Genomic DNA, 14,137 nt, shown 5'->3' with positions numbered 1-14,137 from the left:
TACTCTAGGCGCACAGCAAACGTTTGCCCAGATGATTAAATTTATCGGGCGATAAGCCAACGTTATTCTCACCTGATTAAAAATGATGATGATTGACCCCTGGCAGCGACTCCCTGCCCTTTCGCTCAAGCAACTGCAGTATTTCGTCACCCTTGCCCAATTGCGCCATTTTACCGATACCGCCAACCGTCTGGCGATCAGCCAGCCTGCGCTGAGCAGCGCCTTGCGTCAGATTGAGCAGACACTCGGCGGCAAGCTGGTGAATCGCACGGCGACAGCCGTGTCACTGACTGAATTGGGGATGGCGATTTTACCGCACGCCGAGCGTATTCTGAGCGTTGCACAGCGGGCGTTTAACGACATGCAGGCTATCGTCGAAGCGGGCGGCAACGGCACGGTACGCATTGGCCTTATTCCCTCCGTCAGCTCTCTGCTATTTCCGGCGCTACCGGAACAACTAGCCAGCGAGTTTCCACGCCTAAAAGTCGAATTTCACGATGCCCCAAACCCTTCGCTGGTCACGCTGTTACAGAATGGACAGATTGATTTCGGCATCGGGGCGCTCGACAACTCGGTGCCTTCATCGCTTCAGACATGGCCGCTACAGGACGATCCGTTTGTCGCGGTACTCCATCGCGATGATGCGTTAGCCACCTCTCCTCATCTGCCATGGAAGCAACTGGCAGAGCGTGATATCGCGGTGTTTTCCAAAGGCAATGTTCAGCGGCTGGTGACGTCACTTGCGGAGAGCCACCGCCTGACGTTAAGTCTGCGTTACCATGTGGATTACATCGAAACGCTATACGGACTGGTGCGCTCAAAACTGGCCATCGCCATTCTGCCGCAGCTCTATACGACTCATCTGCATGACGAACAGCTGAAGGTGGTGCAACTCCAGCAGCCCGCGCTGGCTCGCACCATCGTACTGATGCGAAATGCCCAACCGCTGCCACCGATGATTGAGTCCTGCTTTACGTGGGTACGCCAGGCACTGCGCCCCTGAAACGGGGCGCAAGGGGCAACGTCAGAGGAGACCCATCGGCCAGTGGTGGCCAATCAGGTACAGTAGCCCCGCGGAGATGATCCCGGCGATGATGTCGTCGACCATAATTCCCATGCCGCCGTGGACATTGCGGTCAAACCAGCGAATCGGCCACGGTTTCCACATATCGAAAATGCGGAAAATCACGAAGCCTGCGGCGACCCACTGCCACTGGTTGGTCGGCAGCGCCATCAGCGTTATCCACATCCCGACAAATTCGTCCCAGACGATACTGCCGTGGTCATGCACGCCCATGTCTTTGGCGGTGCGGTGACAAATGTAGACTCCGATACAGATGCTCAGCATGACTACCAGCGAATAGAGCTGCCAGGGCAGAAGCGTGAGCAGATACCAGAAAGGAATGGCGGCCAGAGAGCCCGCCGTGCCAGGCATGATTGGGCTCAGCCCGCTGCCAAATCCTGTGGCGAGTAAATGCCAGGGATTGAGCAGACTCAGGCGGCTTTTCGCGATGTCTTTACTGCGCAAAATGGTCGTACCCCTTCCAGTCGAGCGTCACCGGCTTGCCGTCACGCTGAAAATGCAGTCCTTCTACATCGGCCGTCATCTGTCCGATGCAGGTATACGCCATACCAAAATTCCCTAGCGCTACATCCATCGCGCCTCGGTTCAATTCTGGCACGGTAAAGCACAGCTCGTAATCTTCGCCACCCGATAACGCCCAGCGCAACGCCTGTTCAGGCTCGACGTGGCGAGTCATGGCTTCCGAGTACGGCAGTAAATCGAGATCGATTCTTGCTCCGCACTCGCTCGCTTTGAGGATGTGCCCTAAGTCAGAAATCAGCCCGTCAGAAAGATCGATAGCCGAATTTGCCAGCCCGCGCAGCGCTTGCCCGCTCAGAATGCGTGGCGTCGGGTTGAGATGGCGTTTGACCAGATAATCAGCGTCTTCTTTCGCGTTGACCTGCAAGCGGTCCTGCAAAATCGCCAGACCCGCCGCGCTATCCCCCGGCGTACCGGTCACGTAAATCCAGTCACCCGGTTTTGCGCCTGAACGCTTCAGGGCTCGGCCTTCTGGCACAAAACCATGAATACCCAACGTCATCGACAGCGGACCTTTAGTGGTGTCGCCGCCAATCAGCTGCATATCGTAGTAATTGAGCTGTTCGAACAGGCTGTCGCTAAACGTTTCCAGCCAGGCCTCATCCACAGAAGGCAGCGTCAGGGCTAGTATCAGCCATGCCGGGTCCGCCCCCATCGCCGCTAAATCACTGAGATTGACCGCCAGCGCTTTACGAGCGAGATCGGCAGGGTTGATGTCCGGAAGAAAATGAATGCCCGATACCAGCGTATCGGTGCTGATCGCCAGCGTCTGTTTCTCTGGCACGCTGAGCAGCGCACAGTCGTCACCGATTCCGGTTTCAACATCAAGACGGGAGCTTCTTACGCGATCGAAATAACGGGAAATGAGAGAGAATTCACCGCATGCCATGCGTCAGCCTCGAGACAGGAAAAAAGAGAGGCCGACAAAAGCGGAGAAACCGCTTCGTCGGCCTGCAGATTACTTTTTGCGGGGACGGATGACCGGAGCGGCTTTATCCAGCACGCCGTTGACAAACTTGTGGCTGTCTTCAGCGCCGAAGGTTTTCGCCAGTTCGATGGCTTCGTTGATGGCCACTTTGTACGGCACATCATCACGTTTAGCCAGCTCGAACAGCGCGATACGCAGCACGGCTTTTTCCACCTGACCCAACTCTTCCAGCAGACGGGAGAGGTACGGTTTCATCAGGCCATCGAGATACGCGCTGTTGGTCGCCACCCCGGACAGCAGTTCACGGAAGTACACGACGTCGACGTCTTTCACGTCCTGTTCCGCCAGGAACTGATATTCAACATCAGCGATGTCGTTATGGGACAACTGCCAGGAGTAAAGCGCCTGGACGGCACACTCACGGGCGCGGCGACGAGCAGCAGGTTTCACGGAATTCCCCTTACAAAAATCAGGCCCTGATGGCCTTCAATACATTAATCATTTCAAGTGCGGTCAGTGCAGCTTCTGCACCCTTGTTACCCGCCTTGGTGCCAGCGCGTTCGATGGCTTGTTCGATGCTTTCGGTGGTCAATACGCCAAAAGCGACCGGAATTTCGCTGTCCTGTGCAACATGCAGCAGGCCATTGCTTGCGCCACCGGCGACGTATTCAAAGTGAGCAGTACCGCCACGGATAACGGTGCCCAATGCCACAACGGCGTCATATTTACCGGTCTTCGCCAGTGCGCCCGCTGCCAGTGGCAGTTCGTATGCGCCCGGAACCCAGACTACGGTGATGTTGTTATCGTTCACTTGACCAATGCGCTTCAGGGCGTCAATCGCACCTTCCAGCAGGCTGTCATTGATGAAGTTGTTGAAACGCGCAATGGTGATGGCGACGCGGGCTTCAGGAGCCGCTACGTTAGCTTCGATAATGTTCATACTTTTCCTTTTGGGATTCGACTTACCCCATGAGGGGGGCGGATTTTATCATAATAATTTGCGCGCTGCTTCGGTTATTGACAGCAACTTACGCGGGTATCAGGTGCAGACAGAGATCCGGGCCAACGTGGCGTATCTCGCTGAAACTAAATTGGGGCGCCTCGGCCAGTTTCTCAAGCCCTGGCAACACACATAATCCTCTGGCATCACTGCCTAACAGTTTAGGCGCAACGTAAACAATCAGCTCATCCACAAGCCCTGCCTGCAACAGCGCGCCAGCAAGCATTGGGCCTGCCTCAACCCAGATACTGTTAATCTGTTGTTTGCCCAATTGCATCATCAACAGCACCAAATCAAGATGACCGTTGTGTTCCGGGATTTGCAGCGTGCGCACAGACTCCGGCCATTCGCGAGAATCTTGCTGAGTTCTGGCAAACCAGGTTTCGCCCGGTTGCTGCACGATGCGGTGTTCCGGCGTCACGCGATTTTGACTGTCGATAACGATACGCACTGGCTGACGCAAATTTTCCTGCGGATACTGCGCCTGCACGTCAGCGTTGAGTTCTTCCCAGCGTACGGTCAGAGCCGGATTATCCGCTAACACAGTTGCACTGCTGGTCAGAATGGCATGGCTTTCTGCACGTAAACGCTGAACGTCCCGGCGCGCTTGCGGCGAAGTGATCCACTGGCTTTCACCGCTCGCCATTGCCGTGCGCCCATCCAGCGATGCGCCAAGTTTGAGCTGGATAAACGGGAAACCGGTACGCATACGTTTCAGGAAGCCTTTGTTCAATGCTTCGGCTTCACTCATCATCAGCCCATGGCTGACTTCAATGCCTTCCTGTTGCAAACGATAAAGCCCGCGGCCTGCAACCTGGGGATTTGGGTCCTGCATGGCTGCCACTACGCGGCTCACGCCTGCCGCAATGAGAGCGTCACAGCACGGCGGCGTACGCCCGTGGTGGCTGCACGGTTCAAGCGTGACGTACGCTGTTGCGCCTTTAGCTTTTTCGCCCGCCATGCGCAACGCATGCACTTCTGCATGAGGCTCGCCCGCTCTGTAGTGCGCGCCCTCTCCCACTATCTCGCCGTCTTTAACTATCACACAGCCAACACGTGGATTGGGATGAGTGGTGAAACGGCCCTGATTCGCCAGCTTCAGCGCACGCGCCATGTACTGTTCGTCATGCATGGCTCAGTCCTGTAAACGGGCGATCTCTTCGCCGAATTCTTTGATGTCTTCGAAGCTGCGATACACCGAAGCAAAGCGGATATAAGCCACTTTATCGAGTTTTTTCAGCTGCTCCATCACCAGATTGCCAATCTGTTTGCTTGGGATTTCACGCTCACCGGTGGCGCGCAGCTGCGATTTAATGTGATTCAGCGCCATTTCGACGTCATCTGAACTGACAGGACGCTTTTCGAGTGCTTTCTGAATGCCGCTGCGCAATTTGTCTTCATTAAACGGCTCGCGAACATCGTTGCTTTTCACCACTCGCGGCATCACAAGTTCAGCCACTTCGAAGGTGGTGAAGCGTTCATTACAGACCAGGCACTGTCGGCGGCGGCGTACAGAAGAGCCTTCTCCCACCAGACGAGAGTCGATCACTTTGGTATCTACGGCTAAACAAAATGGGCAATGCATGGCGCGTCCTGACGAAAGGGGAATAACATTTTCCTATTTTACCACGACCCAGGCGGCGCCGTCATTTTGAGACAAACCCCCGATGGCAACGCGCGCGATACTGCTACCATTGAAGACGAAAGAACTCTGAAAGGAACCCTGACAATGACACGACGTTATTTACGCCTTTTGGCCGTGGGAAGTTTGTTTACCCTTAGCGCCTGTGCACAGCAAACCGAAGTTCACCAGATGCAGCAGAGCGTGAGCGCGCTCTCAAAGGACATGACTAAGCTTAATCAGGAAACGGTCAAGATAACCCAGCAAAATGCCCTGAATGCCAAATCTGCAAGCGGTGTTTATCTGTTGCCTGGCGCGAACACCCCGGCACGCCTGGAAAGCCAGATTGGTACCCTGCGCATGTCGCTGACCAATATTGCGCAAAACGCTGAGGGAATGCGCGCCACGCTGCGTATTCAGGGTGAATCCAACGATCCGCTGCCTGCCTTTAGCGGCACAGTCGAATGGGGCCTGATTCAGGGCACCACGGACAACTACCAGGAAGTTGACGTGAAAAACCAGCTCATCAACGCCCCGGCAAGCATCCTTGCCCCAAGCGATGTCGATATTCCGTTGCAGTTGAACGACATTGATCCGAAGCAACCGGTCTTCGTCCGTATCCACGACATTCAGCCGGTGAATGCTCAGTAACTGATTGTTGCCGGATAACGCCCGTTATCCGGCCTCTTTCCCGCCTTTTCCTCATGCTTTGACACCCTTTGCAATGTTTCCTGTTTTTCCAGAAAACCCTGGAAACATTCATGAGAATCCGTACAATGCCCGCCGTCAATGTACGCAAACGTGAACGCAATCGATTACGTACATGAGAAAACTGTGAAACACCACATATTTTTGTGAGCAATGATTCTTATAATAGGCCTCGCAAAAACAGTTACATTTAGAAACGCTCCGGCGGGTCTTTTCACACCCCGAAAGGGATTTTTAAAAAAGTGGCGTCTTTATGAAAAAAACATTACTTGCAGCCAGTGCAGTGCTTGCGCTCTCCTCGTCTTTCACGGCAAACGCTGCCGAAACGTCTAAGCCAGAGTACGTCTCTGACTGGTGGCACCAGAGCGTCAACGTGGTAGGCAGCTATCACACCCGCTTCGGACCAAAAATCAACAACGACGTGTACCTGGAGTACGAAGCGTTTGCCAAGAAAGACTGGTTTGATTTCTATGGCTACATCGATATCCCGAAAACCTTCGGTTGGGGTAACGGCAATGACACTGGCGTCTGGGACGACGGTTCCCGTATGTTCATGGAAATCGAACCGCGCTTCTCAATCGACAAGCTGACCGGCACCAGCCTGGCCTTCGGTCCGTTCAAAGAGTGGTACTTCGCGAACAACTACATCTATGACATGGGCGCTCATGGCAACGATGCCAGCAAGCAGAGCACCTGGTATATGGGTCTGGGCACCGACATCGACACCGGTTTGCCAATGAGCCTGTCTCTGAACGTGTACGCGAAATATCAGTGGCAGAACTACGGAGCCTCCAACGAAAACGAGTGGGACGGCTATCGCTTCAAAGTGAAATACTTCGTGCCAATCACCCAACTGTGGGGCGGCCAGCTGAGCTATATCGGCTTCACCAACTTTGACTGGGGTTCTGACCTGGGCGACGACAACTTCTACGATCTGAACGGGAAGCACGCGCGTACCAGCAATTCCATCGCGTCCAGCCACATTCTGGCGCTGAATTACGATCACTGGCACTACTCTGTCGTGGCACGTTACTGGCACAACGGCGGCCAGTGGAACGACGATGCCAGCCTGAACTTCGGTGACGGCAACTTCAGCGTTCGCTCCACCGGTTGGGGTGGTTATCTGGTTGTGGGTTACAACTTCTGATAACCCTTTGTTTGCCGGGCGGCAGCTTCGCTTTGCCCGGCAAACAAAACCAGAAGCCGGGTCACTGCCCGGCTTTTCATTATTTCACACTCAACGCCTGACTCTGATCCAACAGCCACGGTCGTAAATACCCCACGGTATTTGAGAACGGCAACACCCATTCCGGCAATGTAATCCCAATCTCACGCTCGATAAATTCTCGTCTTTTCAGGACTCGCGCCCACAGCGCCGGGTATTCAACGGATAACTGTTTGCGCAGCGTTTCATCTGCCAGTGCCACCGTGTCCTCAATGCTTGCGCCCGCGTAACCCGCACGAGAGTGGATAATATCGATTTGCAGCAGCATGCCGCTTTTTAAGGGAATGTCAGACCCTGGGCCGACCGGCGAGCACAACCACTCTTCATCGGCGACCAGGTGACCCGGATTGAGATGCCAGTGGTATTCCGACTTTGGCAGCACGTCTTCAATCAGCTGATACAGTTCACCGCCCGTCATGCCTGGGCGAATGTTTTCCAGCCAGGTGACGACCGCGCGGAAATACGGAATAGCCACCACATCAAGATAATCACTTACTGCTTCAGGGAGCTGAGAGGCATCTTTCACGACGTAAGCCGCGCGACTGCTGAGCCCGCCTTTATAGCTGGTGGTCAGCGAGAACTTATCACCCTGCTGCACGACTTTATCGCCAGGATAAAGATTGGCGTTCGCGAAGCGGTCGCCCGTCGCGGCAATCATCACCACGTTATTTGGTTGACCATCTGCCGCTAATAAACAGGCAATCTGCTTTTCGGTTTTGCCCGGTGCAACAGCATTTAAGGCACTCAGAATAGCGGTAGAAGCCAGATTCGCACCGTACTCATAATGCGCCAGTTCATTGGCATTGTTGACAGCCCGCGCCCCTTCTGCGGGGGAAATAAATAGCCCGGTGGCATTTTGCAGTTCCGCAAGCGGTGCCGCTTCGCGAATCGCATCGACGATAAACGTCGGGATATCGAACATCTGACGGGTATTGTCTTTCACGCCGGTAAAGAGTTTCCAGCCTGCCAATCCCAACCGTTTATTCGCCGTGATACCTGCGCTTTGTAATAGCTCAGGCAGAGACTGCGTGTTGTCCATCGGCTGATTAGGCAGCGAAAACCACGGCGCATGCACCACATGGTTTGGCAACCGGGCGTGAGCAGCCAGTTTGAGGTTTTCATTGCCAAGCACTAATACCGCTTCGCCATCGCGATGCAGGACCAGCAGCGCCTCTTCGAAGCGCGGAATAAACCCGGTCAGATACTCAAAATTACCGCCGTGCTCTTTGTCCGCGTAGACAATCAGCGTGTCCAGCTTCTGCTGCTGCATCCCGGCGAGCACTTTCGCCTTGCGCTGTGCAAGGGTGGCATCGCTGAGTGTGACTGAAGGCAATCCTGTCCAGCACTGCGGTTGCGGCGTGGTATTGAGGGCAATCACATGAGGCGTGGTCATGTCTGTAGCATCCTTTGAACAGAGAGTAATCTGTTCAGCCTATCGGAAATCCCCCTTTTTGGCATAAAAAAATCCCGGCCAATTGACCGGGATTCGTTTTTTAGCTGGAAAATCTTACGGCAGGATGGAAGGCTGATCGGCGCCTTCTTTCTCTACTTTCTGTACCAGCAGGTGTTCGCGTTTCATCCCGAGTTTCAGCGCCAGCGCCGATGCCACGTAGATGGAAGACACCGTACCGATGGAGACACCGATAAGCATGGTCAGCGAGAAGCCTTCCAGAACCGGGCCACCGAACAGGAACAGCATCAGGATAACCATTAAGGTGGTTCCTGAGGTGATCAACGTACGGTGTAGCGTCTGGGTCAGGGACACGTTAAAGATTTCGTAAGGCGTGCCGCGACGAATCTTGCGGAAGTTCTCACGAATACGGTCCGAGACCACGATGCTGTCGTTCAGCGAGTAGCCGATAACCGACATCAACGACGCCACGATGGTCAGGTCAACCTCGATGTGGAACAGCGAGAGAATGCCCATGGTGATCACCACGTCGTGCGCCAGGGCGATAACTACCCCCGCCGCCAGACGCCACTCGAAGCGGAAGCCAACGTAGACCAGAATCGAGATCAGTGCCGCCAGCAGAGCCATCGCCCCGCTCTGCGCCAGGTCAGCCCCGACGCTCGGCCCCACGAACTCAATACGCTTGATAGCCGCGTTCTGAGAGGTGGATTCGTTGATCACGTCCAGCACTTTGCTGCCCAGCTCCTGGCTGCCGCTCTCCGTTTTCACCGGAGGCATGCGCACCATGATGTCGTGGCTGCTACCAAAGTTCTGCACCAGTGGCTCAACGAAGCCCGCTTTTTCCAGCGAGGCACGCGTCTGCTCCATGTCCACTGGTTTTTCCAGCGTAATTTCAATCACCGTACCACCGGTGAAATCGAGACCCCAGTTGAAGCCGCGTACGCCGATAATGATTATCGACGCCACCAGCAACAGGCCAGATATTGAAAAGGCCCAGAAGTCCCAGCGCATAAAGTCATAGACTTTACGCCCGTGGTTCAATTGTTCAACAGTATATTCCTGTGCCACAACGCACTCCTCAGATAGACAGCTTGTTGATGCGTTTGCCGCCGTACAACAGGTTTACGATGGCACGGGTGCCGACGATCGCGGTAAACATGGAAGTCGCCACACCGATACCGGTGGTGATGGCGAAGCCTTTAATGGCGCCAGTACCGACTGCATACAGGATCAGGACTTTAATCAGCGTAGTGATGTTCGCATCGAAGATGGAACTAAACGCACCAGCATACCCCTCATGGATGGCCTGCTGGACCGAGCGTCCGTTACTTAATTCTTCTTTGATACGTTCGTTAATCAGTACGTTAGCATCGACCGCGACCGCAAGGGTTAACACGATACCCGCAATGCCTGGCATACTCAGTGTGGCCCCTGGCAGCAGCGACATGATCCCAACAATCAGCACCAGGTTTGCCAGCAGCGCAGAGGTTGCGATCAGGCCAAACTTCTTATAGAAGAACAGCATGAACAGAATCGAGACCACCAGACCAGCCAGACACGCTTCCAGACCCTGCTTGATGTTCTGCAGACCCAGAGTTGGACCGATGGTCCGTTCTTCGACAATCTGGATTGGCGCAATCAGCGCACCGGCACGCAGCAGCAGCGACAGCTGACGAGCTTCGTTCGGGTTGCTGAGCCCCGTGATGCGGAAGCTGTTACCCAGGCGAGACTGGATGTTAGCGACGTTAATCACTTCTTCCTGTTTCACCAGTACGGCACGGCCTTTCGCATCTTTCTTACCGCTGTCTTTATACTCTACGAACAGGGTCGCCATCGGTTTACCGATGTTGTCCTTGGTAAAGTTAGACATGATGTTACCACCGGCGCTGTCGAGCGAGATGTTAACCTGCGGCTGGTTGTATTCGTCCTGGCTGGAGGTGGAGTCGGTGATATGGTCACCGGTCAGGATCACACGCTTGTACAGCACAATCGGCCGGCCTTCGCGGGTATCTTTCACCTCAGAGTCGCCCGGTACGCGGCCAGAAGTGGCAGCAGACTGATCGACGTTGGTGTTCACCAGACGGAATTCCAGGGTCGCGGTTGCGCCCAGAATTTCTTTCGCACGCGCGGTGTCCTGAATACCAGGCAGCTCGACGACGATGCGATCAGCACCCTGACGCTGTACCACCGGCTCGGCAACGCCCAGCTGGTTAACACGGTTACGCAGGATGTTGATGTTCTGCTGAACGGCATATTCGCGCGCTTCTTTCAGGCGCTCATCGGTCATCGTGGCCCGCAACTGGTTGTTGCCCTGGCTGGTGATAACCAAATCACGGTGACGCGGAGAAAGGTAGCTAATAGCCTGGTCACGGGCCGTGCTGTCACGGAACGTGATGTTCAGACCGTAGTTATCGGCTTTCTGCACCGTGGTATAGCCGATGCCCTTCTCACGCAGGTCACTGCGCAGGCCATCGATATTTTGTTCCTGCAGTTTACCCAACGCGGTGTCCATGTCGACTTCCATCAGGAAGTGCACGCCGCCGCGCAGGTCAAGACCGAGCTTCATCGGCTCAGCCTGCATCATGGCCAGCCAACGCGGAGTGGCCGGTGCCAGGTTAAGCGCCACGACATACTTGTCACCCAGCACGCTAACCAGCGCTTCACGCGCACGCAGCTGGATGTCAGTGGAGTCGAAGCGAGCAAGAATTGCGCCCTCTTCCAGTGCCACAGACTTCGCGGTAATTTTTTCTTCTTTTAAAGTGTTCTGGACCTGGATCAGCGTTTGCTCACTGGCGGCGTTACCACGCACGCCAGTGATTTGAACAGCCGGATCCTCACCATACAGGTTGGGAAGTGCGTAAAGCAGGCCGACGAGTATCACGACGACCAGCATAATGTACTTCCACAAAGGATAACGGTTTAACACGGCAGTTCCCTTTGGGAAAACAAGAAATTACAGCGCCTTCATCGTGCCTTTCGGCAGAACGGCAGCTACGAAGTCACGTTTGATGACCACTTCAGTGGTGTCGTTCAGGGCGATAGCAATGTAGCCAGCTTCAGCTACTTTGGTTACGCGACCGACCAGGCCACCGTTAGTCAGCACTTCATCACCTTTCGCGATGGAGTCCATCAGCTTTTTATGCTCTTTGGTGCGCTTCTGCTGTGGGCGCAGGATCATGAAATAGAAAATCAGACCGAACACCACCAGCATCAGGATCAGAGACATCGGGCTGCTTTGTCCCGGTGCACCAGTAGCGGCTACCGCATCAGAAATAAAAAAGCTCATTGAATTTCCCTCATTATTAAAATTAATCAACGTTCAACGGTGGGACATCCCGACCCTGACGTTGGTAAAACTCCGTCACAAAGCTCTCTAATTTACCCTCTTCGATAGCCTTGCGTAAACCCGCCATTAAGCGCTGATAGTAGCGAAGATTATGGATGGTATTGAGACGCGCGCCCAGAATTTCATTGCAACGGTCAAGATGATGCAAATAAGCGCGTGAATAATGACGACAGGTATAGCAATCACACTCAGCGTCGAGTGGGCTGGTGTCGCTCTTATGTTTCGCGTTACGGATTTTTACCACGCCATCGGTGACAAACAGGTGTCCGTTACGGGCGTTACGCGTTGGCATTACGCAGTCGAACATGTCGATACCGCGACGCACACCTTCCACCAGATCTTCCGGTTTGCCCACGCCCATCAGGTAGCGTGGTTTATCTGCCGGGATTTGCGGGCAAACATGCTCCAGAATGCGATGCATGTCTTCCTTTGGCTCCCCGACAGCCAGACCGCCGACAGCGTAGCCATCAAAGCCAATCTCCACCAGACCTTTGACGGAGATATCGCGTAAATCTTCGTAAACGCTGCCCTGAATAATGCCGAACAGCGCATTTTTGTTGTGCAGAGAATCAAAACGATCGCGGCTGCGTTTTGCCCAACGCAAGGACATTTCCATGGAGCGCTTGGCGTAATCCCAGTCCGCCGGGTACGGCGTACATTCGTCGAAGATCATCACGATATCGGAACCGAGATCGTACTGAATCTCCATGGATTTTTCCGGATCGAGGAAAATCGGATCGCCGTTGATCGGGTTGCGGAAATGCACGCCCGCTTCGGTGATTTTACGAATATCGCCCAGGCTGAAGACCTGGAAGCCGCCGGAATCGGTCAGGATAGGCCCTTTCCACTGCATGAAATCATGGAGATCGCCATGCAGCTTCATGATTTCCTGGCCTGGACGCAGCCACAGGTGGAAGGTATTGCCGAGAATAATCTGCGCGCCAGTGGCTTCGACTTCTTCCGGCGTCATCCCTTTTACGGTGCCGTAAGTGCCAACAGGCATAAAGGCTGGCGTTTCAACTACGCCACGATCAAAGACCAGGCGGCCGCGGCGTGCGCGACCGTCTGTGGTATCCAGTTCAAATTTCATTTTTACTCCAGCGTCAGAAAGACAGTCTGACGTATTAACCCAGCGCCGCGGAATCAGTCCCCAACGCGTTCTTGAATAGCGGACGGATTGTACGTGATGTACATGGCATCCCCGTAGCTAAAAAAGCGATATTTTTGTTCTACCGCAGACTTGTAAGCGTTCATCGTGTGCTGATAACCCGCAAAGGCGGACACCAGCATGATGAGCGTCGACTCTGGCAGGTGGAAGTTGGTCACCAGCGCGTCGATGACTTTGTACTGATAGCCTGGATAGATAAAGATTTGCGTGTCGCCGAAGAACGGTTCGATCAGGTCAGTTTTCGCTGCCTGCGCCGCGCTTTCCAGTGAACGAACGGAGGTTGTGCCTACTGCGACAACTCTGCTCCCGCGCGCTTTTGCCGCCAGCACCGCATCAACAACGTCCTGCGGCACTTCGGCATATTCGGAGTGCATGATGTGATCTTCGATGCTGTCTACGCGCACTGGCTGGAAAGTTCCCGCACCCACGTGCAGCGTGACAAACGCCATCTCAATGCCTTTCTCACGCAGTTTCGCCAGCAGCGGTTCATCAAAATGCAGACCGGCGGTTGGCGCAGCAACAGCCCCTGGTTTTTGGCTGTAGACCGTCTGATACAGCTCGCGGTCAGCGTCTTCATCCGGGCGGTCGATGTACGGCGGTAACGGCATATGGCCGATGGCGTTGAGGATATCGAGCACCGGTCGCTGGTCATTAAACTCAACTTCAAACAGCGCATCGTGGCGGGCAACCATCGTGGCATGAATGCTTTCATCGTCACCGAGCAGCAGCTCTGCGCCCGGTTTCGGCGCTTTGGACGCGCGAATATGTGCCAGAATACGTTTATCGTCGAGCATGCGCTCCACCAGCACTTCAATCTTGCCGCCGCTGGCTTTACGGCCAAACAGACGCGCCGGGATCACCCGGGTGTTGTTAAAGACCAGCAGATCGCCAGGGTTGAGCTTGTCGAGCAGATCGGTGAAAGTACCGTGCGTCAGCGCGCCCGTTGGCCCGTCTAAGGATAACAAACGGCAGCTACTGCGCTCCGGCTGTGGATAGTGGGCAATCAGGGATTCGGGCAGTTCAAAAGAAAAATCGGCGACGCGCATGACGGTAACTCAGACATAATAAAGAGGCGAGTAGTCTAGTGGCAGGCTGCTTTGGCTGCAACCTGTAAGCCTTTAAATAAG

Annotated in this window: 15 protein-coding genes; 3 read left to right on the top strand and 12 right to left on the bottom strand. The window is 54.6% G+C overall.

What is annotated here, in order from left to right; genetic code table 11:
* Window positions 1-88: 88 nt before the first annotated feature.
* Window positions 89-1,003, top strand: a complete 915-nt coding sequence (locus tag ACI2I2_RS10560; protein WP_404657946.1) for a LysR family transcriptional regulator — start codon at window positions 89-91, stop codon at window positions 1,001-1,003.
* A gap of 21 nt (window positions 1,004-1,024) precedes the next feature.
* On the opposite strand, the gene pgpA is transcribed toward ACI2I2_RS10560, so the two are convergent.
* The 6 genes from pgpA to nrdR form a co-directional block, all read right to left on the bottom strand.
* Entirely contained in the window at window positions 1,025-1,531 is a 507-nt protein-coding gene (pgpA, locus tag ACI2I2_RS10555; protein ID WP_404657945.1) for a phosphatidylglycerophosphatase A, read from the bottom strand.
* Window positions 1,518-2,492, bottom strand: a complete 975-nt coding sequence (gene thiL, locus ACI2I2_RS10550; protein WP_404657874.1) for a thiamine-phosphate kinase — start codon at window positions 2,490-2,492, stop codon at window positions 1,518-1,520. The genes pgpA and thiL overlap by 14 nt, the downstream gene beginning before the upstream one ends.
* A 69-nt stretch (window positions 2,493-2,561) precedes the next feature.
* Window positions 2,562-2,981: a transcription antitermination factor NusB gene (gene nusB / locus ACI2I2_RS10545; protein WP_312624796.1), complete on the bottom strand. Its 420-nt coding sequence runs from the start codon at window positions 2,979-2,981 to the stop codon at window positions 2,562-2,564.
* 19 nt (window positions 2,982-3,000) lie between these two features.
* Window positions 3,001-3,471 (bottom strand): 6,7-dimethyl-8-ribityllumazine synthase, encoded by a 471-nt coding sequence (gene ribE, locus ACI2I2_RS10540; RefSeq protein ID WP_404657873.1) that lies wholly within the window; start codon window positions 3,469-3,471, stop codon window positions 3,001-3,003.
* Between the two features lie 88 nt (window positions 3,472-3,559).
* Complete coding sequence (ribD, locus tag ACI2I2_RS10535) at window positions 3,560-4,663, bottom strand: bifunctional diaminohydroxyphosphoribosylaminopyrimidine deaminase/5-amino-6-(5-phosphoribosylamino)uracil reductase RibD (protein WP_404657872.1); 1,104 nt, start codon at window positions 4,661-4,663, stop codon at window positions 3,560-3,562.
* Window positions 4,664-4,666: 3 nt separating this feature from the next.
* Window positions 4,667-5,116, bottom strand: a complete 450-nt coding sequence (gene nrdR, locus ACI2I2_RS10530; RefSeq protein ID WP_330983082.1) for a transcriptional regulator NrdR — start codon at window positions 5,114-5,116, stop codon at window positions 4,667-4,669.
* Window positions 5,117-5,260: 144 nt separating this feature from the next.
* On the opposite strand from nrdR, the gene ACI2I2_RS10525 reads away from it, so the two are divergent.
* Both ACI2I2_RS10525 and ACI2I2_RS10520 read left to right on the top strand, forming a co-directional pair.
* Entirely contained in the window at window positions 5,261-5,803 is a 543-nt protein-coding gene (locus ACI2I2_RS10525; RefSeq protein ID WP_404657871.1) for a DUF3251 domain-containing protein, read from the top strand.
* Between the two features lie 310 nt (window positions 5,804-6,113).
* Window positions 6,114-7,007: a nucleoside-specific channel-forming protein Tsx gene (locus ACI2I2_RS10520; protein ID WP_404657870.1), complete on the top strand. Its 894-nt coding sequence runs from the start codon at window positions 6,114-6,116 to the stop codon at window positions 7,005-7,007.
* Between the two features lie 79 nt (window positions 7,008-7,086).
* On the opposite strand, the gene ACI2I2_RS10515 is transcribed toward ACI2I2_RS10520, so the two are convergent.
* The 6 genes from ACI2I2_RS10515 to queA form a co-directional block, all read right to left on the bottom strand.
* Window positions 7,087-8,478, bottom strand: a complete 1,392-nt coding sequence (locus ACI2I2_RS10515) for a M24 family metallopeptidase (protein WP_404657869.1) — start codon at window positions 8,476-8,478, stop codon at window positions 7,087-7,089.
* Window positions 8,479-8,592: 114 nt separating this feature from the next.
* Window positions 8,593-9,564, bottom strand: coding sequence for a protein translocase subunit SecF (gene secF, locus ACI2I2_RS10510; RefSeq protein WP_404657868.1), 972 nt, complete (start codon window positions 9,562-9,564; stop codon window positions 8,593-8,595).
* A gap of 10 nt (window positions 9,565-9,574) precedes the next feature.
* Window positions 9,575-11,422, bottom strand: a complete 1,848-nt coding sequence (secD, locus tag ACI2I2_RS10505) for a protein translocase subunit SecD (RefSeq protein ID WP_404657867.1) — start codon at window positions 11,420-11,422, stop codon at window positions 9,575-9,577.
* A 27-nt stretch (window positions 11,423-11,449) separates the two neighbouring features.
* Complete coding sequence (yajC, locus tag ACI2I2_RS10500) at window positions 11,450-11,782, bottom strand: preprotein translocase subunit YajC (RefSeq protein ID WP_097161468.1); 333 nt, start codon at window positions 11,780-11,782, stop codon at window positions 11,450-11,452.
* Between the two features lie 22 nt (window positions 11,783-11,804).
* A complete protein-coding gene (gene tgt, locus ACI2I2_RS10495) occupies window positions 11,805-12,932 on the bottom strand; it encodes a tRNA guanosine(34) transglycosylase Tgt (protein WP_404657866.1) in 1,128 nt (375 codons plus the stop codon).
* A gap of 53 nt (window positions 12,933-12,985) precedes the next feature.
* Complete coding sequence (queA, locus tag ACI2I2_RS10490) at window positions 12,986-14,056, bottom strand: tRNA preQ1(34) S-adenosylmethionine ribosyltransferase-isomerase QueA (RefSeq protein WP_404657865.1); 1,071 nt, start codon at window positions 14,054-14,056, stop codon at window positions 12,986-12,988.
* Between the last annotated feature and the right edge of the window lie 81 nt (window positions 14,057-14,137).

This window comes from Scandinavium sp. NPDC088450 (assembly GCF_044900545.1).
Classification (GTDB): Bacteria; Pseudomonadota; Gammaproteobacteria; order Enterobacterales; family Enterobacteriaceae; genus Scandinavium.
Note: the sequence above shows the minus strand (reverse complement) of the source record. Positions and strands in the feature narration are given on the sequence as shown.